Annotated in this window: 19 protein-coding genes; 9 read left to right on the top strand and 10 right to left on the bottom strand. The window is 62.4% G+C overall.

The features are described 5' to 3' along the window. Positions 1–106: 106 nt before the first annotated feature. Positions 107–1,015 (bottom strand): LysR family transcriptional regulator, encoded by a 909-nt coding sequence (locus tag EI969_RS10595; protein WP_160387676.1) that lies wholly within the window; start codon positions 1,013–1,015, stop codon positions 107–109. 104 nt (positions 1,016–1,119) lie between these two features. On the opposite strand from EI969_RS10595, the gene EI969_RS10590 reads away from it, so the two are divergent. The 5 genes from EI969_RS10590 to EI969_RS10570 all read left to right on the top strand — a co-directional run bounded on the left by EI969_RS10590 (position 1,120) and on the right by EI969_RS10570 (position 5,605). Beyond that, positions 1,120–1,971, top strand: a complete 852-nt coding sequence (locus EI969_RS10590; RefSeq protein WP_160387674.1) for a pirin family protein — start codon at positions 1,120–1,122, stop codon at positions 1,969–1,971. Positions 1,972–2,063: 92 nt separating this feature from the next. Continuing rightward, a complete protein-coding gene (locus EI969_RS10585; RefSeq protein WP_150715790.1) occupies positions 2,064–2,747 on the top strand; it encodes an isochorismatase family protein in 684 nt (227 codons plus the stop codon). 56 nt (positions 2,748–2,803) lie between these two features. Next, the gene (gene ycaC / locus EI969_RS10580) at positions 2,804–3,430 is read left to right on the top strand and encodes an isochorismate family cysteine hydrolase YcaC (RefSeq protein WP_160387672.1); all 627 of its coding nucleotides are present in this window, start codon (positions 2,804–2,806) and stop codon (positions 3,428–3,430) included. A gap of 199 nt (positions 3,431–3,629) precedes the next feature. Then, entirely contained in the window at positions 3,630–5,072 is a 1,443-nt protein-coding gene (locus EI969_RS10575; protein ID WP_160387670.1) for a mechanosensitive ion channel domain-containing protein, read from the top strand. A gap of 92 nt (positions 5,073–5,164) precedes the next feature. Further along, the gene (locus EI969_RS10570) at positions 5,165–5,605 is read left to right on the top strand and encodes a carboxymuconolactone decarboxylase family protein (RefSeq protein ID WP_150715793.1); all 441 of its coding nucleotides are present in this window, start codon (positions 5,165–5,167) and stop codon (positions 5,603–5,605) included. Between the two features lie 12 nt (positions 5,606–5,617). Here EI969_RS10570 and EI969_RS10565 read toward each other — a convergent pair whose 3' ends face one another. The 3 genes from EI969_RS10565 to EI969_RS10555 are packed head-to-tail and all read right to left on the bottom strand — an operon-like array spanning position 5,618 to position 9,191. Beyond that, a complete protein-coding gene (locus tag EI969_RS10565; protein WP_160387668.1) occupies positions 5,618–7,210 on the bottom strand; it encodes a DHA2 family efflux MFS transporter permease subunit in 1,593 nt (530 codons plus the stop codon). Next, positions 7,207–8,328 (bottom strand): HlyD family secretion protein, encoded by a 1,122-nt coding sequence (locus EI969_RS10560; protein ID WP_160387666.1) that lies wholly within the window; start codon positions 8,326–8,328, stop codon positions 7,207–7,209. The genes EI969_RS10565 and EI969_RS10560 overlap by 4 nt, the downstream gene beginning before the upstream one ends. 38 nt (positions 8,329–8,366) lie before the next feature. Further along, positions 8,367–9,191 (bottom strand): helix-turn-helix transcriptional regulator, encoded by an 825-nt coding sequence (locus EI969_RS10555; protein WP_160387664.1) that lies wholly within the window; start codon positions 9,189–9,191, stop codon positions 8,367–8,369. A gap of 99 nt (positions 9,192–9,290) precedes the next feature. Here EI969_RS10555 and EI969_RS10550 point away from each other — a divergent pair, with 99 nt between their 5' ends. Continuing rightward, positions 9,291–10,421, top strand: coding sequence for an MFS transporter (locus tag EI969_RS10550; protein ID WP_160387661.1), 1,131 nt, complete (start codon positions 9,291–9,293; stop codon positions 10,419–10,421). 141 nt (positions 10,422–10,562) lie between these two features. Here the strand turns inward: EI969_RS10550 and EI969_RS10545 are convergent, their stop codons facing one another. Further along, positions 10,563–11,744: an acetyl-CoA C-acyltransferase family protein gene (locus tag EI969_RS10545; protein WP_160387659.1), complete on the bottom strand. Its 1,182-nt coding sequence runs from the start codon at positions 11,742–11,744 to the stop codon at positions 10,563–10,565. Then, entirely contained in the window at positions 11,741–12,523 is a 783-nt protein-coding gene (locus EI969_RS10540) for an enoyl-CoA hydratase-related protein (RefSeq protein WP_160387657.1), read from the bottom strand. Before EI969_RS10540 ends, EI969_RS10545 begins: the two co-directional genes overlap by 4 nt. A gap of 214 nt (positions 12,524–12,737) precedes the next feature. Here EI969_RS10540 and EI969_RS10535 point away from each other — a divergent pair, with 214 nt between their 5' ends. The 3 genes from EI969_RS10535 to EI969_RS10525 are packed head-to-tail and all read left to right on the top strand — an operon-like array spanning position 12,738 to position 16,209. After that, on the top strand, positions 12,738–13,844 hold the full coding sequence (locus tag EI969_RS10535) for a polyamine ABC transporter substrate-binding protein (protein WP_160387655.1): 1,107 nt from the start codon (positions 12,738–12,740) through the stop codon (positions 13,842–13,844). Between the two features lie 41 nt (positions 13,845–13,885). Beyond that, on the top strand, positions 13,886–15,304 hold the full coding sequence (locus EI969_RS10530; protein ID WP_160387653.1) for an aminotransferase: 1,419 nt from the start codon (positions 13,886–13,888) through the stop codon (positions 15,302–15,304). Then, positions 15,301–16,209 carry a helix-turn-helix transcriptional regulator gene (locus EI969_RS10525; RefSeq protein ID WP_160387651.1) on the top strand — a complete coding sequence of 303 codons (909 nt, stop codon included), beginning with the start codon at positions 15,301–15,303 and terminating at the stop codon, positions 16,207–16,209. The genes EI969_RS10530 and EI969_RS10525 overlap by 4 nt, the downstream gene beginning before the upstream one ends. Before the next feature lie 221 nt (positions 16,210–16,430). Here EI969_RS10525 and paaZ read toward each other — a convergent pair whose 3' ends face one another. From paaZ to EI969_RS10505, 4 genes are read right to left on the bottom strand one after another with little or no spacing between them, the layout of a single operon-like run. Beyond that, positions 16,431–18,485 (bottom strand): phenylacetic acid degradation bifunctional protein PaaZ, encoded by a 2,055-nt coding sequence (paaZ, locus tag EI969_RS10520; RefSeq protein WP_160387649.1) that lies wholly within the window; start codon positions 18,483–18,485, stop codon positions 16,431–16,433. Between the two features lie 58 nt (positions 18,486–18,543). Further along, positions 18,544–19,797: an OprD family porin gene (locus EI969_RS10515; protein ID WP_160387647.1), complete on the bottom strand. Its 1,254-nt coding sequence runs from the start codon at positions 19,795–19,797 to the stop codon at positions 18,544–18,546. A 33-nt stretch (positions 19,798–19,830) separates the two neighbouring features. Then, a complete protein-coding gene (locus EI969_RS10510; protein WP_160387645.1) occupies positions 19,831–21,477 on the bottom strand; it encodes a cation acetate symporter in 1,647 nt (548 codons plus the stop codon). Next, on the bottom strand, positions 21,474–21,782 hold the full coding sequence (locus EI969_RS10505; RefSeq protein WP_160387643.1) for a DUF485 domain-containing protein: 309 nt from the start codon (positions 21,780–21,782) through the stop codon (positions 21,474–21,476). The genes EI969_RS10510 and EI969_RS10505 overlap by 4 nt, the downstream gene beginning before the upstream one ends. Positions 21,783–21,838 lie beyond the last annotated feature (56 nt).

Here is a 21,838-nt window from a genome sequence, read left to right as displayed (position 1 = left end):
CTCCCACAATGATCAGTGGTGTTCACAGGATTTGTTTTCACAACTGGATCCTGTGGGAGCTGGCTTGCCAGCGATGGCCGCGACTCGGTCTGAATCCTTACTGCCTTCAGGCAATATCACTGCGACTGAACTCCTCCCCAAGAAAATCGATCAACGTGCGCACCGACGGCAGCAAGCCCCGGCGCGAGGGAAAGATCGCATGAATCACGCCGCTCTTCGGTGCCCAGCCCGGCACCAGCTCCACCAGTTGCCCGGCAGCAATCTCATCGCGCACCACCACACTGGGCAGGTGCACGATACCGATCCCCGCAAGCGCCGCATGGCGCAGGGCCAACAGGTCATCGGTGACCATGCGCGGCGCATGCCGGATCATCGCGGTGCTGCCATCGGCACCGAACAGTTCCCACTGATACTCACGTTGCGCCGCACCCCAGTGCAGGCTCGGCAAGCCGCTGAGGTCGGCCGGGGAGGGCGGAGTCGACAGGCGCGATAGAAAGGCCGGGCTGCCGACCACGCTCTGGGTGCTGTTGCCCAGCACCTTCATCACCATGTCGGTGTTTTCCAGCGGCGGAAAACGTACCCGCAGGGCAACGTCGAAACCTTCGTGAATCAGGTCGACCCGGCGATTGGTGCTCTCGATGAACAATTCCACCAGCGGGTACTTGAGCATGTAGCGGGTCAGCATCGGCCCGACCCAGGAGTTGAGCAGCGCCGTCGGGCAACTGACGCGCACCATGCCCTGGGGTTCGGAGCGATTGCGCTCGATCAGTTCGGCGGCACTTTCCGCTTCCACGCGCATGGCCAGGCAACGCTGGTAATAGGCCTGGCCGATTTCCGTCAACGAGCAATGCCGGCTGGTGCGGTGCAACAGGCGCACGCCGAGGCGTTCTTCGAGTTCGGCAATGCGTCGGCTGAGCTTCGACTTGGGCATGTCCAGTGCCCGGCCCGCAGCGGCGAAACCGTGATGCTCCACCACCTGGGTGAAGTAGTAGAGGGTGTTGAGGTCTTCCACCATCGTTCTCCAAATAGAACGCTATAGCTGATTTTTGCAGTCTAGCGCAGCAATGGTCACGGTTTTAAGCTTTGTCCATGGCTTCACTCACCTCATCAGGAGACACCATGAAAAACATCATCGGTATCTACACCAGTCCACGGACCCACTGGGTCGGCGACGGATTCCCGGTTCGCACGCTGTTTTCCTACGACAACCTGGGCAAACACATCAGCCCGTTCCTGTTGCTCGATCACGCCGGCCCTGCGGAGTTCACCCCGACCACCGAACGACGTGGCGTTGGTCAGCATCCGCATCGCGGCTTCGAAACCGTGACTATCGTTTACAAGGGCGAACTGGAGCACCGGGACTCCACCGGCAGTGGCGGCAAGATCGGCCCCGGCGATGTGCAATGGATGACCGCAGCCTCGGGAATCCTGCATGAAGAGTTCCACTCCGAAGGTTTCGCCAAGAGCGGCGGCACCCTGGAGATGGTGCAACTGTGGGTCAACCTGCCCGCCAGGGACAAAATGGCCGACCCCGGCTACCAGACGATTCTCGACGGCGACATCCCGAGCATCGCCCTGAAGGACAACGCCGGCAGCCTGCGCCTGATCGCCGGTGAGTTCGACGGTCACAAGGGGCCGGCGCGCACCTTCACCCCGGTCGACGTGTGGGACATTCGTTTGAATGCCGGCAAGTTGCTCACCCTGGATCTGCATGACGGGCGCAACACCGCACTGGTGGTCTTGCGCGGCACGGTTCAGGTCAATGGCCTGGAACCGGTACGCCAGGGACAACTGGCCCTGTTCGAGCGCAAGGGCGACCGCATGACTCTCGAAGCCAGCGAAGACGCGGTGGTGCTGTTGCTCAGCGGCGAACCGATCGACGAGCCGATCGTCGGCCACGGGCCGTTCGTGATGAACACCGAGCAGGAAATCCACCAGGCCTTCGCCGACTTCCAGTCCGGGCGCTTCTGACCCGCTTCGTTTCAACAACCCGCTCTACACAGGATGCGTAGGCCGGTCCGAGGCCAGGGATGGCTGTTGCCTGAAAGAAAGAGGAAACGCACATGAGTACCGTCTACGCGGCCAACTTCAACGGCCAGAAACCGACCATCGACGCCAACGACAGCGCGATGCTGTTGATCGATCACCAGAGCGGACTGTTCCAGATCGTCAAGGACATGGACGTGCCCCAACTGCGCGCCAACGCCATCGCCCTGGCCAAGGCCGCGACCCTGCTGAAGATGCCGGTGATCACCACGGCTTCCGTTCCTCAGGGGCCGAACGGGCCGTTGATTCCGGAAATCCACGAAGCCGCGCCCCATGCGCAGTACGTGGCGCGCAAAGGTGAAATCAACGCCTGGGACAACCCGGAGTTCCACGCGGCGGTCAAGGCCACCGGCAAGAAAACCCTGGTGATCGCCGGCACCCTGACCAGCGTGTGCCTGGCATTCCCGTCCATTGCCGCCGTGCATGAAGGCTACAAGGTGTTTGCCGTGGTCGACGCCTCCGGCAACCACTCGAAACTGGCCACTGATCTGACCGTTGCCCGCCTGGCCCAGGCCGGGGTGGTGCCGATCGACATCATGGCTACGCTCTCTGAGCTGCAAGGCTCGTGGAACCGTCCGGATGCCGAGCAGTGGGCCGCCGTCTACGCCCAGGCCATGCCGCATTATCAATTGCTGATCGAGAGCTACCTCAAGGCCCAGCAAGTGGCGAACGAGCACGAAGTGCTGGACTCCCAGCGCTGACCGGTCAACCCACGCCGATTTCCATTCGGCATCGATAACCTGCGAGGACTACCGCAATGACTACTTCCTACAAGCGTCTGGACAAGGACAACGCCGCCGTTTTGCTGGTGGATCATCAGACCGGCCTGCTGTCTCTGGTTCGCGACATCGACCCTGATCGTTTCAAGAACAACGTGCTGGCCCTGGCCGACCTGGCCAAGTACTTCAAGCTGCCGACCATCCTCACCACCAGTTTCGAAAGCGGTCCCAACGGACCGCTGGTGCCCGAGCTCAAGGCCCAGTTCCCGGATGCGCCGTACATCGCTCGCCCCGGTCAGATCAACGCCTGGGACAACGAGGATTTCGTCAAGGCGATCAAGGCCACCGGCAAGAAACAGCTGATCATCGCCGGTGTGGTGACGGAAGTCTGCGTGGCATTCCCGGCCCTCTCGGCGCTGGCCGAAGGTTTTGAGGTGTTCGTGGTCACCGATGCGTCCGGCACTTTCAACGAATTGACCCGCGAGTCGGCGTGGAGCCGCATGACCGCCCAGGGCGCACAGTTGATGACCTGGTTCGGCCTGGCCTGCGAACTGCATCGCGACTGGCGCAACGATATCGAAGGGTTGGGCACGCTGTTCTCCAACCATATTCCGGATTACCGCAACCTGATGACCAGCTACAGCACGCTGACCAACAGCAAATAATCCCGTCCCCCTGTAGGAGCCGGCTTGCTGGCGATAGCTGCAACCCGGTGTGCCAGGCAAACCGCCATCGCTGGCAAGCCAGCTCCTGCAGGTTTTTTGGGTGTCCAGGCAGGCGTGTTCATCCAGCCAAATCAATTGCTCCTACACTATGGCCAATCCATGCGATCTTCGCGTTCTTGGCCCTGGCTGGAGTTGCTTGATGCTGTCATTGCTCACTGAACACCCACTGATCTGTGCAATGGCGCTGATCCTGATCGACCTCGGGTTGTGGTACTTGCTCAGCGCCTTTGGCAGTGCCTGGCGGCTGCTGGTGCGGGTGGTGATTTTTTCGTTGTTCAGCCTCCTGCTGTTCAACGAGGGCCTGAACCCGATGGAGCCCCCGCCCTGGGCCGACAATGTGCCGCTGCACCTGGCGGCCACCGGGTTGCAGATCGGCTGGTGGTTGTTCGGCGCGCGGACCCTGACAGTGCTGATCGGTGCGGTGATGATGCAGCGGGTCGGGCATACCGGGCGCTTGCTCCAGGATTTGCTCGGCGCGGTGATTTTCCTGATCGCGGTCATTGCCGCCCTGGCCTATGTGCTGGACCTGCCGGTCAAGGGCGTGCTGGCGACCTCCGGTGCGTTGGCGATCATTGTCGGCCTGGCCTTGCAAAGTACCCTCAGTGACGTGTTTTCCGGGATCGTCCTCAACACCACCAAACCCTATCAACTGGATGACTACATCTCCATCGACGGCATGGAGGGCAAGGTCACCGACATCGACTGGCGTGCCACGCGCCTGCAAACCTCCCAGGGTTGCATGGCGGTGATTCCCAACTCGTTGGCGGCCAAGGCCAAGATCATCAATTTCAGCCGGCCGAACGACATGTTCGGCATTTCCGTATCCCTGGAAGTGAGCCCCCACGCGCGGCCGAACACCGTCATCGAGGCGTTGGAGCGGGCCATGCAAGGTTGCCGCGCGCTGCTGGATACACCGTCGCCAAGCGTCGGCCTGAAAACCGCGAGCAACACCGGCGCGACCTACGAAATCAACGGCTTTGTCGCGTCGATGGACGAGAAACGCTCGGTGCGTAACCAGCTGTACGACCTGGCCTATCGGCACTTGCAGGCATCCGGGGTGAATCTGTTGTCGAGCGTGGAGCCCAGCCCGCCGATCAACCTGACACGACAGCGGTCGTTGCTGGACAGCTCGCCGATTTTCTCCACCTTGCGCCAGGAAGAGAAAGACACGTTCAGCCAGAACATGACCCTGCAAACCTTCCGCGCCGGCGAGGTGGTCCTGGAAGCGGGGGAGGTCAGCGATCACTTGTTCATTATCGAGTCCGGCGTGATCTCGGTGACCTTGATGCGCCACGGAGCGCCCTACGAATCCGGGCGCATGGGCCCGGGAGAGGTGATCGGCGAAGCGGGCATTCTCACCGAGAGCGCGCTGCCTGCGCAGTTTACCGCCAAGACCTTCTGTGGCCTGTACCGCATCGAAAAGTCATACCTCAAGCCGTGCCTGGATGCCCGTCACGATATCAATGATGCGATGACAGCCTTGCTCGATTACCGGCTGCAAAAAGCGAAAATCCTGAGTGAGGACCTGCCGGTGGTGGCGGCGAAAAAGGGCTTTTTGCAGTGGTTGCGCAATCGGGTGTGAATGGCCTCCTCGACTTCTGCAAGATTGGCTATTTGTGCAGACCGGTCGCGGGACTAACTTAGTGACACACCCATTTGCCCTGGAAACACACCATGAAAACCCGTATCGATTTCTACACCGCGTCCCCTGATGCCCTCAAAGCGATGATCGCTCTGGAAACCGCAGTGTCGAAACTGCCGCTGGAAAAAAACCTGATCGAACTGGTCAAGCTGCGTACTTCGCAAATCAACGGCTGCGCCTTCTGCCTGGACATGCACAGTGCCGACGCGCGCAAGGGCGGTGAATCCGAGCGGCGTCTGGCCACGTTGTCGGCCTGGCGCGAAACGCCGTTCTTTACCGAACGTGAACGCGCCGCACTGGCCTGGACCGAATCCCTGACCCTGATCAGCCAGACCCACGCCCCGGACGAAGACTACGAACTGGCTACCGCCCAGTTCGATGCCAAGGAATTGGTCGACCTGACCGTCGCCATTACCACCATCAACGCCTGGAACCGCCTGGCCATCGGCTTCCGCAAAATGCCTCAGGCCTGACCAGCACACGCATCAATGCGCATCGGCACTCGGCGCGGCCGGTGGTTGCACCTTGCGCATCAGGGGCACCATCGCCGTGGCGATGACGAAGCACACTCCGATCATCAGAAACGCGTCGCCATAGGTTTGTGTCTGGGCTTCGCGGTAGGTCAGCAGCCACAGCTGATGGAGGCTGGCGGTGACCCCGGCGTCACCGCTCTGGCCGAGGGCGGCGAAGTTGTTGCCGACCTGGGATAGCCACTGGTTGAGCGCCTCGTTGGTGCTGTTGAGGTTCTCCGCCAGCCGGGTGAAATGCAGGTTGGTGCGGTCGTTGAGAATGGTCGCACAGGCGGCAATGCCGATGGCGCCGCCCAGGTTGCGCATCAGATTGAACAACCCCGACGCATGCTTGAGCCGCGCCGGCGCCAGGCCGCCGAGGGTCAAGGTCACCGTCGGAGGCACCGCCAGTTGCTGGGCAATCCCGCGCAAGGCTTGCGGCAGCATCAACTCCCTGGCCCCCCAGTCATGGGTGATCGGGCTGAAATCCCACATCGATAACGCGAACAGCCCAAGGCCGGTCATCATGATCCAGCGCAGGTCGATGCGGTTGGCCAGAAAGGCATACAGCGGAATCGCCATGATCTGGAACACCCCGGTGGAGAAAACCGCCAGGCCAATGTCCAGCGCTCCGTAGCCACGCACCCGGCCGAGGAACAGCGGCGTCAGGTAAATGGTGGCGAACAGGCCGATGCCGGTGACGAACGAGAAGAAACAGCCAAGGGCAAAATTTCGATCCTTCAAGGCACGCAGATCGACAATCGGATTGGCGACATGCAGGGTCCTGCCGATGAACGCCAGGCCGGCCAGGCCGCTGATCCACGCGGTGGTCAGGATGGTGCGGTCGCTGAACCAGTTCCAGCGCGGGCCTTCTTCGAGGGTGTATTCCAGGCAGCCGAGGAACAGCGCCAGGAACACCATGCTCAAGTAATCCGCGCCTTTGAGCAGCGACAGTTCCGGTTGGTCGATTTTCACCAGCATCGGCACGGCCACGGCGACAAAGATGCCGGGGACCAGGTTGATGTAGAACAGCCAGTGCCAGGATGAAATGTCGGTGATCCAGCCACCGATCACCGGCCCCAGGGTCGGTGCCAACGAGGCCACCGCGCCGATCGTCGCGGCGGCGATTACCCGTTGCTTGCCGGTGAAGAAAATGAACGCGGTGGTGAACACCAGCGGAATCATCGAACCGCCCAGAAACCCTTGCAGGGCGCGGAAGGCAATCATGCTCTGGATGTTCCAGGCCACGCCGCACAGCAGGCTGGTCAGGGTGAAACCCACCGCCGATGCGCAAAACAACCATCGCGTCGAGAACACCCGCGACAGCCAACCGGACAGCGGGATCACGATGATTTCGGCGATCAGGTAGCTGGTTTGCACCCACGCGGTTTCGTCGGTGCCGGCGGACAGTCCGCCGCCGATGTCACGCAACGAAGCCGAGACGATCTGGATGTCCAGCAACGCAATGAACATGCCGATGCACATGCTGGCAAAGGCGAAGACCTTGGTCGCCGTCGCCATGTTCGCGGCATCGAATGGCTGCGCCGGGGCGGCGAGGGCGCGGCTCATGGCGCGCTCGCAACGGCTGGCGCTTCAGGCTCCTTGCGCGTGTCGACTTCGGCGGTCACAGACAGCCCCGGACGCAAGTGGCCGAGCACGCTGTCGGCCGGGTCGAGGTGAATCCGCACCGGCACCCGCTGCACGATCTTGGTGAAGTTGCCGGTGGCGTTTTCCGGCGGCAGCACACTGAATTGCGAGCCGCTGGCAGGGGCCAGGCTGTCGAGGTGGCCGTGGAACTCCTGACCCGACAGCACGTCGGCACGGATCACCACCCGTTGCCCCGGCACCATGCGGGCCAGTTGGTCTTCCTTGAAATTGGCATCGACCCACAGACCGCTGGCCGGCACCACCGAGAGCAATTGCGAGCCGGCCTGGGCATAAGCGCCGATCCGTGCCCGGCGATTGCCGATCACACCGTCGACCGGTGCCTTCAGTTCGGTATAGCCGACATTCAATTGCGCCAGGTCGCGCTCGGCCCTGGCCTGGATCAGGGCGGCCCGGGCTTGCTGTTTCTGGGTGTCGATCACATTCAACTGGCGTTGCGCGGCCAGCAGTTCAGCCTGGGCGCGGTTGCTTTGGGCCTGGGCCGTCTTGAACGTGGCGTTGGCCCGCTGCGCGCTCTCCACCGAGACGGCGTTGGTGCTCACCAGTTTTTTGTAGCGGCTGTCGTCGTTCCGGGAGCGGGCGGTTTCGGCACCGGCGGCGTCGATGCCGGCGCGGGCCTGGCCGATGACGGCCTGTTGCAGTTGTTCGGTGGCGTCGAGGTTGGCCAGCAGGGCTTCCTGGGCGGCCACTGCGCCTTCGGCCTTGGCCAGGTTGGCGCGGTAGTCGCGCGAATCGAGGCGAATCAGCACGTCGCCGGCCTTGACCTTCTGGTTGTCGGTCACCAGCACTTCGTCGATGTAACCCGCCACTTTCGACCCGATCACTGTGACATCGCCACCGATGTAGGCGTCGTCGGTTTCCTCGATGAAACGTCCGGCAGTCCACCAATGCGCGCCATACATACCGGCCAGAACCAGTGCTGCGATGCCCACGGTTGGCAGCAGCAGGCGTCTGAGCAGGGGCGGTTTGGCGGCAGTCACCGGGGCAGCCAGGTCGGGTTCAACGGTGGGCATGCTGGTCATGGAGGGATACCTGTCAGGGCGGCGGTTAATTATGATGACTATAATATGACGCATGTAATATTTTGTGGCAAATGCTTTATGCTGCCGGTCGTCAGGTCCTGTTTCAGCCAGTCGCCGGGGGTGATACCGGTCATGTCCTTGAAGAAGGCGATGAAGGCACTGTCACTGGCAAATCCCAGTTCAAAAGCGCTGTAGCCGATGTTTCGTCCGGTCGCGAGCAGTTCGATGGCGCGCATCAGCCGCCACTGTTGCCGCCATTGCTGATAACTCATGCCGGTCTCGCGCTGGAATATTCGGCCAATGGTGCGGCCGCTGGCGCCTATGCGTGCCTGCAGTGCCTGAAGTTTCGGCGGCAGCTTGTCGACGGTCGCGAGCAGCGGTGCCAGGCGTTTGTCCGACGGCAGCGGCAGCAGCATGGGCTGGCGGGCCGCGTCGCGAATTTCGCTCAGGCACAGCCCCAGCAGATGGACGTATTTTCCCTGCTGCCAGGCGGTGTCGAAGCGGGCGTGGGCTATCGACTCGAGCACGGCCCGCAGCAACGGGCTGACTTCAATCACGCAGACCTGTTGCGGCAGGTCTGCGCATAACTCGGGGCTGAGGTAGATGGAACGGTAGTCGACGCTCTGTTGCATCACGGCGCGGTGGGCCACACCGCAAGGAATCCACGCCGCGCGCGAGGGTGGCAACAGGCACAGCTGCTGCGCCAGGGTAATGCGCGTGCAGCCCTGGCGGGTAAACAGCAGTTGCCCGCGTTGATGTTGATGCAGGCCCGAATCGTGGTCACCGAGGGTTGCGGCGATGCCGATGACCGGTGCGGTGAAGCTGTCGGGATCGAAATGTGCGTGGGCGTCGAGCCAGGCCATGGGTTGTCCGATTTCAGCGATAAATTGGCAGGGTTCTGATAGTACGACAGTCACGATTTCTTAATCTGCACGGCAATCTCCTTTCAAAGTGAAGCCGTGATGAATGACAAGAAAATCGTGGTACTGGCCGTCGCGCTGCTGATGTTCCCGCAGTTGGCACAATCCATTTACAGCCCGGCGCTGGCGGACATCGGACGGGCCTTTGCCGTCGGGCCGCAGGCGGCGGCGCAAATGCTTTCCATCTATTTCCTGGCGTTCGCGTTCGGCGTGGTGGTGTGGGGGCGGATGTGCGACCTGATCGGGCGTCGCCCGACGATGCTTGCCGGGTTCGCCCTGTACGCCGCGGCTTCGTTGATGGCGCTCGGTGTCAGCACCTTCGATGCACTGTTGGCGGCCCAAGGCCTCGCCGCGTTTGGCGCAGCGGTGGGCTCGGTCGTTACGCAAACCGTGTTGCGCGACCGCTTCAAGGGGGTGGCACTGGCCCAGGTGTTTTCGCTCATGGGCATCGCACTGGCCGCCAGCCCGGCCATCGGGCTGTTCGCCGGAGCAAGCCTGGTACAAGGCTTCGGTTTTCCAGGCGTGCCGGGAGGGCTCCTGCTGCTATCGGTTGGACTGTGGTGCTGGTGCCTGCGGGTTTTGCCGGAAACCCGACCTCAGCCTGTGGCTTCGCCGGCGCTGTTCGAGACGCTGTGGCAAATGCTCCGGGATCGCGATATCTGGCGTTCGACGTTACTGGTGGCAGTCTTCAACATCGGCCTGTTCAGCTACTACAGCCTGGCGCCCTTCATGTTTGAGCGGCTGGGGCTGAGTGCGCAAATGTTCGGCTACAGTGGCGTCATCCTGGCCCTGGGCTCCGGCCTTGGGGCCGCGCTCAATAAACGCCTGCTGCAACGAGGCTGGAGTGGTGCACAGCTGATCCAGGCCTCTGGTCTACTGATGTTGGTGGGTGCCGGTTTCGTCTGGCTGATGGAGGACCGTGTGCTTTTCGTGCTGGCAATGGTGTTGGTGGTGCTGGCTTTCGGCATGGCGATCCCGAACATCCTCGGTTCGGCCTTGGTCAACTACGGTGATCGACTGGGTACGGCCGGCGCGCTGTTTGGGTTGCTGTATTACCTGTTGATCGGTGGCGGGCTGATCTTGGCGGCCTGGGGGCAGGCACTGGGCGCGACCTTGATGGTATGTGCGGTGGTGGCCTGGATGTTGGCGTGGATCAAGCCACAAAAGACCTAGTCATCCCGAGGTTTCTTGCCGCGGCTGCGGTAATGACGGATTACGAACCGTTCGCGGATAAAAGCCATCAAACAATCGGCGCGCGGAAATGAAAAAAAGGCCGGTGATCTGCGCGATCACCGGCCTTTTTTTGGCTATTGCTTAGACCCGCTCGAAAATCGCCGCAATCCCCTGCCCACCACCGATGCACATGGTCACCAGCGCGTAACGGCCGCCGGTGCGGTGCAGTTCGTGGATGGCCTTGGTGGCGATGATTGCGCCGGTGGCGCCCACCGGATGACCCAGGGCGATGCCCGAACCGTTCGGGTTGACCTTGGCCGGGTCAAGATCGAGTTCCTGGCTGACGGCGCAGGCCTGGGCGGCGAAGGCGATGTTGGCTTCGATCACGTCGAGGTCGGCGACGGTCAGGCCGGCGCGCTTGAGTGCCAGGCGGGTGGCCGGGATCGGGCCAAGGCCCATGAATTCCGGCTCGACGCCGGCGTGGGCGTAGCTGACCAGACGGGCGAGGGGTTTAAGGTTGTTGGCCTGGACCGCGTTGCCGCTGGCCATGACCAGTGCGGCGGCACCGTCGTTGAGGCCCGAGGCGTTACCGGCGGTGACCGAACCATCCTTCTTGAACGCCGGCTTCATCGCCGCCAGCTGTTCCAGGGACGTGGCGCGTGGGTGCTCGTCGACGCTGAACAGTTTGACGCCTTTACGATCCTGGATTTCCACGGTCGCGATCTGCTCGCTGAAGTGGCCGTTGGCAATCGCGTGGGCCGCGCGTTTCTGGTCTTCCAGCGCCAGGGCGTCCTGCATTTCGCGGGTGATGCCGTTGCGCGCGGCGACGTTCTCGGCGGTGATGCCCATGTGGATGCCATGGAACGGGTCATGCAGGATGCCGAGCATGTAGTCGATGACCTGGGCGTTGCCCATGCGCGAACCCCAACGGGCGGACGGCATCAGGTACGGGCCGCGGCTCATGGATTCGGCGCCGGCACCGACGACGATGTCGGCATCGCCAAGCATCAGGGTCTGGGCGGCGTTGATGATCGCCTGCAGGCCCGAACCGCACAGGCGGTTGACGTTGTAGGCCGGGGTTTCCTTCGGGATGCCGGCGTTCATCGCCGCGACGCGGGAGATGTAGGCATCGCGGGTTTCGGTCGGGATCACGTTGCCCATCACCAGATGGCCGACGAGCGCCGGGTCCACGGCTGCGCGCTCCAGGGCGGCCTTTACGGCCGTGGTCGCGAGGTCGGCCAGTGGCACGTCCTTGAGCGAACCGCCGAAGGTACCGATGGCGGTACGGGCGGCGCTGACGACGTAGATTTCTGGAGTGTTCATGACTGGTTTCCTTTCGGTGGATTCTTGTCTGTACTGCGATTGAGCAGGGCGTTCAAGGCGGTTTTCGCCTCGTCGGTGTTCAGGCGCTGGATGAACAGCGTGTTTTCTTCGCGCAGGGTGGCTTCCAGTTCGGCCAGGGACCCCTGTTTCATCAACTGACGGGACTGGCGCAAGGCTTGCTGGGGCATGGCCAGGAAGCGCTGGGCGATCTTGAGGGCCGCCGCCAGGCATTGCTCGCCGTCGTCAAACGCTTCGTTGGCAATGCCCCAATTGACCGCTTCGTTGCCGTCCAGGCCGTTGCCCAACAGCAGCAGGCTCGCAGCGCGGGCATGGCCGAGCCGGCGTGGCAGCAGCAGGCTGGCGCCGAACTCCGGGCACAGGCCGATGTTGACGAACGGCATGCGCAGCTTGGCGTTGCGGGTGACCAGCACCTGGTCGCAATGCAGCAGCAATGTAGTGCCGATGCCGATGGCCGCTCCGCAGACTGCCGCGACCAGCGGCTTTTGCAGGCGCGTGACGACTTTCATCAAGTGGAACGCCGGGGCGTCCAGATGAGTCGGCGGATTCTGCAGGAAGTCCACCAGGTCATTGCCGCTGGTGAAGCAGGTCGGGCCGCCCGTGATGATGATCACGCCGGTCTGCTCGTCTTCGTCGGCGGCCTGCAGCAGGTCGGCCAGTCGCGTGTACATGGCGTTGTTCAGCGCGTTGAGCTTGTCCGGGCGGTCGATGGTCAGCGTCAACACGCCGTCGCGTTGCTCGTGTTTGATCAAATCTGTCATCGCAGGCTCCGCAGGGTCGGTTCAGGCTGCCACTTTAAGCGCCGGACCCACCCCGATCTATGGCAAAACGGTTCAACTGCGCTGCCGCTTTTTGCCATGCCGGTGTGCCAAAAACGACACACACCCATTCGGGGTATGGTTGCGCCGGCTGAATCGACCAATAGTGAGGGCATCCGCTCATCCAGAGCCGAACTCGCTATAAGGTGCATTTGCTATGGGCAAGACACTGCTTAAGGTGATTTCCAGTCTGTTTGTTGTACCGCTGACATTGAACGCCTACGCCGCTCAAGTGGACGGCGGCAATACGCTGCGGCTGTACAACTGGGCGGACTACATCGGTGAAAAAACCATCGCCGATTTCGAAAAGGCCACCGGTATCAAGGTGGTCTACGACACTTTCGATTCGTATGAAACGGTGCAGGCCAAATTGCTCACCGGCCATTCCGGTTATGACCTGATCGTGTTGAATGCCTCCCTGGCGCCGCCGCTGATCAAGGCCAAGGTGTTCCAGCCGCTGGATAAAAAGCAGTTGCCGGGCTGGACCAACCTGGATCCGCAGATCCTCGAGGACCTGCAGGGCTATGACCCGGGCACCCAGTACTCTGCGCCGTACACCTGGGGCAGCAACGGCGTGACCTACAACGTCGACAAGATCAAGGAGCGCATGCCGGACGCGCCGATCGGCTCGCTGGCGATGATCTTCGACCCGAAAATCGTCTCGCGCTTCGCCGACTGCGGCGTGACCCTGCTCGACGCCCCGACCGAAGTCATCCCCATGGCCTTGACTTACCTGGGGCGCGACCCGAGAAGCGCCGCACCGGAGGATCTGAAAGCCGCCCAGGAACTGTTGCTGTCGGTGCGGCCCTACATCCGCAAGTTCGACTCGGTCAACTACCTGACCAGCCTGCCCAACGGCGACGTGTGCATGGCCATGACCTGGTCCGGCGACTACGCCACCGCCATGGCCCGCGCCGCCGAAGCCAAGAAGAAGATCGACCTGGCCTACTTCATTCCCAAGGAAGGCTCGCTGATCTGGTTCGACAACATGTACATCCCGGCCGATGCGACACACGTCGCCAATGCCCACAAGTTCCTCGAATACCTGATGCAGCCGCAGGTGATGGCCGATGTGAGCGATTACATCAACTACGCCAACAGCAACGCGGCGGCCACGCCGTTGTTGAACGCCGCTGTGCGCGACAACCCGGCGATCTACCCCGATGCACAGACCCGCGAGCGCCTGTTCCCGCAGAAGACCCAGGACGCCAAGGACATGCGGGCGATCACCCGGGTCTGGAGCACCGTGAAAAGCGGCATCTGATTTGTTTCGATCGTTAGTCAATTTCGGTTAGAGGTTTATTTATGGCGACGCCAACACGCACCGTTTTCTCCCCAGCGGACGAGTCCCGGCTGGTCAAGGCCGACAAGGCTCACCATATGCATGGCTATCACGTGTTCGACGAACACGCGGAGCAGGGCTCGTTGAACATCGTCGCCGGTGATGGCGCCTACATCTACGACACCCAGGGCAACCGCTTCCTTGATGCGGTGGGCGGCATGTGGTGCACCAACATCGGCCTGGGCCGCGAGGAAATGGCCGAGGCCATCGCCGATCAGGTGCGCCAGCTGGCCTACTCCAATCCGTTCTCCGATATGTCCAACAACGTGGCGATCCAGCTGTGCGAAAAACTCGCCAGCCTGGCCCCCGGCGACCTCGACCATGTGTTCCTCACCACCGGCGGCTCCACCGCCGTGGACACCGCCTACCGGCTGATCCAGTACTACCAGAACTGCCGTGGCAAACCCGAGAAGAAGCACGTCATCGCCCGGTTCAATGCCTATCACGGCTCCACCACCCTGACCATGTCGATCGGCAACAAGGCCGCCGACCGCGTGCCGGAGTTCGATTACGCCAACCCGCTGATCCACCACGTCTCCAACCCGAACCCGTACCGCGCGCCGGACGGCATGGACGAGGCACAGTTCCTCGAGTTCCTGGTCAAGGAATTCGAAGACAAGATCCTCTCGATCGGCGCGGACAAGGTCGCCGGTTTTTTCGCCGAGCCGATCATGGGCTCGGGCGGGGTGATCATTCCGCCACGGGGCTATCTCAAGCGCATGTGGGACGTCTGCCAGCGCTACGACATCCTGTTCGTCGCCGACGAAGTGGTGACCTCGTTCGGGCGCCTGGGCAAGTTCTTCGCCTCCTATGATGTGTTCGACGTGCAGCCGGACATCATCACCACCGCCAAGGGCCTGACCTCGGCCTACCTGCCGCTGGGCGCGTGCATCTTTTCCGACCGCATCTGGAAAGTCATCGCCGAACCGGGCAAGGGCCGCTGCTTCACCCACGGCTTTACCTACAGCGGTCACCCGGTGTGCTGCACGGCGGCGCTGAAGAACATCGAAATCATCGAGCGGGAAAACCTGCTGGCCCATGTCGACACGGTGGGCGCTTATCTGGAGGAGCGCCTGGCAACCCTGCGCGACTTGCCGCTGGTGGGGGATGTGCGCTGCCTGAAACTGATGGCCTGCGTTGAGTTCGTCGCGGACAAGCGCACCAAGGAATTGTTTGCCGACGAGATCAACATTGGCGAGATGATTCACTCCCGAGCGCAAACCCGGGGCTTGCTGGTGCGGCCGATCATGCACCTCAACGTGATGTCGCCGCCGCTGATCCTGACGTTTGCCCAGGTCGATGAAATCGTCGAGACCCTGCGCGAATGCATTGTCGAAGTGGCAGCGGAGCTTCAGGCCAGCGGTCAGTATGGCGGCCAATGAATTCGCCACACAGGCTGTTACCAAGGGGCTGTACTCCCGCTAGACTGCGGGGCATGAACAAACCAGACGACGATACGCTGATCGCGATGCCCTTCGGGGCATTGCACAAATGGCATGGGGGAATGCGCGAGGCATTCGCCCATATCGATGAGCCCGACGCCCTGCAACACCTGGCGTCGGCCTTGGCGCAGCTGGTATCCGTCGAGTCGATGATGATCAGCCTGGAGCGCAAGGACCGCGCACCGCAGCTACTGCATCAACGCGGGATTGCCCAGGAGTATCAGGTCTCGATTCTTGAGCGCTATTTTGCCGGGGGCTATTTGCTTGATCCGTTCTGCCTGGCGGTGGAGCAGGGGCTGGCGCAAGGGTTCTATCACCTGGAGGAAATTGCCCCGGACAACTTCTTCGACAGTGACTACTACAAGTCCTATTACCTGAAGGCGGGCTGCTCGGAAGACAGCTACTACATCGTTGATATCGGCAATGACACGAAGATTTCCGTCAGCCTCTATCAGGGCTTCGGCGGCGAATGCCTGAGCGCCGAACAGTTGAACCTGCTGCGCGCCGTGGAACCGCTGGTGCGTGAATTCATCAGCGAATTCAGTCAGCGCGGGATGCTGCGCAGTCACGAGATCCAGTGCGATAAAGACCAGGGCCTGCGCGATGATCTCAAGCACCGGGTGCAGTCGGCGTTCGAGCATTTCGGCAGTGACTTGCTCACCGAGCGCGAGCGGCAAGTGGCGCACATGATCCTGCGTGGGCATTCGGTGAAATCCACGGCGAGCCAGATGAGCATCTCACCGGAAACCGTGCGCATGCACCGCAAGAACCTGTACCTGAAACTGGAGGTGGGTTCGCAGTCGGAGTTGTTTGCGCTGTTTATCGAGTGGCTGCGCAAGCATTAGCAGGCAACGCAGATCAACTGTAGGAGCGAGCCTGCTCGCGAAAAAACCAAGAGCACCGCGTTCATCCTGAAAGCGCGTGCCATTGTTCACGTCCATCGCGAGCAAGCTTGCTCCTACAGTGATTTGTGGGTGCCGCAGATTTTTTATCCAGCCGAGAACCCTGTGGGAGCGGGCTTGCCCGCGATGAGGCCAGCACAGCCCACAGAGATTCCGGATGAAAATCAGTCTTCGCGTTTTACGACCAAGGTGAGAATGTCATAGCTCGCCACCAACTCTCCCAACTGGTTGGTCACTTCCACATCCCAAGCCACCACCCCTTGCGGAACGCCCTGCGGGCTCTTCTTGCCCTGGTCGATTTTGCGCTTGCAGGTCAGGCGCGCCTGGATGGTGTCGCCGATGCCCACCGGGTTGATGAAGCGCAGGGTGTCGAGGCCGTAGTTGGCCAGCACCGGGCCGACGCCTGGGGAGACGAACAGGCCAGCCGCGGCCGACAGTACGAAGTAGCCGTGGGCGATGCGCTTGCCGAACTGCGATTCCTTGGCGGCGATGTCGTCGAAGTGCATGTAGAAGTGGTCGCCCGACAGGCAGCCGAAGTTCACCAGGTCCGCCTCGGTGACGGTGCGGCGGTGAGTCAGCAGCGATTCGCCGATCTGCAGGTCCTGGAAGTGGCGACGGAACGGATGCACGTCGGTTTCGATGACCTTGGCGCCGCGCACGAACTCGCCGGTGACCGCCGCCAGCATGGTCGGCGAACCTTGCACCGCGGCGCGTTGCAGGTAGTGCTTCACCGCGCGCAGGCCGCCGAGCTCCTCACCGCCGCCGGCGCGACCCGGGCCACCGTGCTTGAGTTGCGGCAGCGGCGAGCCGTGGCCGGTGGATTCGCCGGCGCAGTTGCGATCCAGCACCAGCAGGCGCCCGTGCAGGGCTGCCGCCACCGGAATCGCCTTGGCGGCGATCTGCGGATCCTTGGTCACCAGGCTGGCCACCAGGCTGCCTTTGCCGCGAGCGGCCAGGGCCAGCGCTTCGTCCAGATCGTCGTAGGCCATCAGGGTGCTGACCGGACCAAACGCTTCGATGTCGTGGGCGCCGCCTTCGGCATGCGGGTCGCGGGCCTGCAACAGGGTCGGGGCGAAGAACGCACCTTTGTCGACATTTACACCACGGGGTTCGAAACCGTCGCGGGCGCCGAACAGCATGTCGCTGCTCTGCAACAGGGCTTCCAGACGCTCGGCCACGTCCTTCTGCTGGTCGTGGGAAGCCAGTGCACCCATGCGCACGCCTTCCACCGACGGATCGCCGACCACTACCTTGGCCAGGCGATCACGCAGGCGAGTAGCGACTGCGTCGATGTGCTTGGCCGGGACGATGGCGCGGCGGATGGCGGTGCATTTCTGCCCGGCCTTGGTGGTCATTTCCCGGGCGACTTCCTTGATGAACAGCTCGAACTCTTCGTCGTCCGGGGTCACGTCCGGGGCGAGGATCGCGCAGTTCAGCGAGTCGGCTTCGGCGGTGAACGGCACCGAGTTGCGAATCAGGTTCGGGTTGACCCGCAGCTTGGCCGCGGTGTCGGCGGAACCGGTGAAGGTCACCACGTCCTGGCCCTGCAGGCGGTCGAGCAGGTCGCCGGTGCTGCCGATGATCAGTTGCAGGCTGCCCGCCGGCAACAGGCCGGATTCATCGATCAGGCGCACCACGGCTTCGGTCAGGTAGCTGGTGGCGCTGGCCGGCTTGACGATGCACGGCATGCCGGCGAGGAAGCTCGGCGCGAATTTTTCCAGCATGCCCCAGATCGGGAAGTTGAAGGCGTTGATGTGCACGGCCACGCCACCGCGCGGCACGAGGATGTGGGTGCCGGCGAAGGTGCCCATCTTGCTCAGCTGCAGCGCGGGGCCTTCGTGGACGACGTTGCCCGAGGGCAGTTCACGGGAACCAAGGCTGGCGTAGGTGAACAGCGTGCTGTTGCCGCCTTCGATGTCGATCCAGCTGTCGGCACGGGTCGCGCCGCTGTGGTGGGAAATCGCGTAGAGCTGTTCCTTGCGCTCGCTCAGGTACAGGGCCAGGGCCTTGAGACGCTGGGCGCGCTGCTGGAAGTCCAGTGCCATCAGGCCGCTGATGCCTTGGCGGCGACCGTGTTCGATGGCTTCGGCGAAGTCCGGACGCTCTTCGTGGGTACGGAAGATTTCATGGCCGTCGAGGGCGCTGCGCAGCACTTGTGCGCCGTGTTGGCCGATCCAGCGACCGGCGATGAAACTTTGCAGGGTAGGGGCGTGGGACATCACGAATGCTCCTGATTGTGAACGGTTATGGCGCGGTCGCGACCGCGCCCTTGCGGAATTACCAAAGCGCCAGGGTGTAACCGACGATCAGCCGGTTTTCATCGAGGGCGGTCGTCAAGCCATCGCCGGAGCGGAAGGTCACGTTGCGCCAGCGCAGGCTGACGTTCTTGAACACACCGCTCTGGATGACGTAGCTGATATCGGTGTCGCGTTCCCATTCGCGACCGTCGTCGACGCTGCCGGCCTTGACGTGGCGGCCGTCGGTGTAGCGGGTCATGAAGGTCAGGCCGGGAATGCCTAACGCCGCGAAGTCATAGTCGTAACGCAGTTGCCAGGAATCCTCTTCGGCGCGGGTAAAGGTGTTGAACGTCACCAGGTTGACCACGTACGGATCGCCGCCGTTGAGGAACGGAAAGGCACTGTCGCCGGACAGTTGCTGGTAGGCGGCACTGACCTTGTGGGCACCGTGGGACAGGGTGAACATGCTGTTGAAGTTGCGGTTGTCGATGCGCCCGGCCTTTTCCGCGCCGTCACCGCGACTGTCGAAATAACGCAGGTCGCTGCGCAGGTTGAAACCGTTGCCCAGTGGTTGCGTATGCACCAGTCCGGCGAATTGCTGGCGATAGATCTGCTCGAGCTTGCCGTAGTAGTAGCTCAGGTTCAGTTGTGGACTGAACGCGTAGCTGCCGCCACCGAAGTCAAAGTGATCGCTGCTGGCGGCGGCGTAACCGATGTCATCGTTGCTGGAGGAATCGCGCAGGTTGGCCTTGGTCAGGCGACCGGCGTTCACCGTCAGGCCGTCGATTTCCTGGCTGGTCAGCAAGCCACCTTCAAAGGTCGAGCCCAGCAGGCGTGTGTCGTTGTAGGTCGCCACCGGCAACAAGGGTTGCAGGGTGCCGAGTTTCAACACGCTCTTGGATACTCGCACTTTGCCGGTCAGGCCCAGCTCGCTGTACTCGTCGTCGGGCTCATGGCTCTGCGGGCCGAACGGCAGCAGGCCGGTGCCACGGCGGTCCGGGCTGGAGTCGAGTTTCAGCCCCAGCTCGCCGAGTGCGTCGAGGCCGAAACCGAAGGTGCCGTCGGTGAACCCGGATTCCACGCGCGCAGTGAAGCCCTGGGCCCATTCTTCGGCCTTGGACTGCGGGGCGTTGTCCTGACGGAAATCGCGGTTGATGTAGTGGTTACGCATTTCGATACGGGCCTTGCTGTCGCCGATGAAGTCGGCCATGGCGCTGGGCGCGACCATGGGCAGACTCAATGCGGCGGCCAGCGAAAACAGTGATTCAAAAGGTGCAGTACGAGCGGGTCTCATTATTTTTATTCCCTGCCAACTGGTCGGTCGTTGTTAGTGATTGCTGGCGCCGGAGGCACCGATGCCGGTCATCGAGCGGATGAACTGCGCCAGGTAACGGCCACGCTCAAGGGCTGCACGGGGCGAGGTGTCGGTGACGGAAAACAGCCACGCACTGAAGAACGCCAGGCTCATGGAAAACAGGGCCGGGTTGGAGTACGGGAACAGCGCCTTGTCGTGGTGCATCACGTTGACCCACACCGCCGGGCTCAGCACCAGCAACACGATCGCCGAGACCAGTCCGGACAGGCTGCCGAGGACGGCGCCGCGGGTGGTCAGGCCTTTCCAGTACATGGAAAGGAACAGCACCGGGAAATTCACCGACGCCGCGATGGCCAGCACCAGGCCCGAGAGGAAGGCAATGTTCTGCGACTCGAACAGCAGGCCGAGGATGATCGCCAGCACTCCGATGCACAGGGTGGCGATTCGCGACACGCGCATCTCCTGTTGCTCGCTGGCCTGGCCCTTGCGCATCACGCAGGCATACAGGTCGTGGGACACCGCCGAGGCGCCGGACAGTGCCAGCCCGGCAACCACCGCCAGGATGGTGGCGAAGGCGACCGCCGAGATGAAGCCGAGGAACAGGTTGCCGCCTACCGCGTGGGCCAGGTGCACGGCGACCATGTTGCCGCCGCCGATGATCGCGCCGCTGGCGTCGCGGAACGTCGGGTCGGTGCCGACCATGACGATGGCGCCGAAGCCGACGATGATCAGCAGCAGGTAGAAGTAGCCGATGAAACCGGTGGCGTAGAACACGCTTTTACGCGCTTCCTTGGCATCGCTGACGGTGAAGAAACGCATCAGGATGTGCGGCAGGCCAGCGGTGCCGAACATCATGCCCAGCCCCAGGGAAATCGCATCGATCGGGTTGGACAGCAAGCCGCCGGGGGCCATGATCGCGTTGCCCTTGGCATGCACGGCGGTGGCGCCGGCAAACATCGCTTCAGTGCTGAAACCGAAGTGCTTGAGCACCATGAACGCCATGAAGGTGGTGCCGAACAGCAGCATCACTGCCTTGATGATCTGCACCCAGGTGGTGGCGAGCATGCCGCCGAAGGTCACGTAGAACACCATCAACACACCGACCAGCATCACCGCGTAGAGGTAGTCGATGCCGAACAGCAGTTCGATCAGCTTGCCGGCGCCGACCATCTGCGCCACCAGGTACATCAGGGCCACGGTCAGGGTGCCGAAAGCCGAGGTCAGGCGCACCGGGGTCTGTTCCAGGCGATAGGAAACCACGTCGGCAAAGGTGTACTTGCCCAGGTTGCGCAGGCGCTCGGCAATCAGGAACAGGATGATCGGCCAGCCGGCCAGCACGCCCAGGGCGTAGAGCAAGCCGTCGTAGCCATTGAGGAACATCATCGCGGAAATGCCGAGGAACGAGGCGGCCGAGATCATGTCGCCGGCAATCGCCAGGCCGTTCTGGAACCCGGTCATGCCGCCACCGGCGGTGTAGAAGTCGCTGGCGGAGCGTGTGCGCAGTGCCGCCCAGCGCGTCACGCCGAGGGTGAACAAAACGAACACCAGGAACATGCCGATGGCGTTCCAGTTCAGTGGGCGGGACGCGCCGTCGGCGGCCATCGCGACATCAGTGACCGCTGCCAGCGGCAGCAGTAACAGTGCAAGGAGGCGGTTCATCGGGCGCACTCCTGCTTGAGTTTTTCATTCAGCGGATCGATCACGTTGTTGGCGCGATAGACATAGAAACCGGTCAGCGCAAAGGCCAGCCCGACGATGACGACACCCACCAGCATGCCCACGGTGGTCACGCCGCCGCTCAGGGATTGGCCGAGGGTAGAAGGGGAGAATGCCACCAGCAGCACGAAGCCGAAGTAGATCACCAGCATGGCCAGGCTCAGTGACCAGTACAGCTTCTGTTTGCGGCGAACCAGCTGGATGAAATCCGGGTGCTGGCCGATGAGTTCTATTTCCTGGGGTGTCATGACGCGCGCTCCTTTGTTGTTTTTGTTTTGGGTGAAACGGTGTATCCGGGTCGATC

This window comes from Pseudomonas sp. PB101, from assembly GCF_009764265.1.
In the GTDB taxonomy this organism is placed as follows: domain Bacteria; phylum Pseudomonadota; class Gammaproteobacteria; order Pseudomonadales; family Pseudomonadaceae; genus Aquipseudomonas.
Note: the sequence above shows the minus strand (reverse complement) of the source record. Positions and strands in the feature narration are given on the sequence as shown.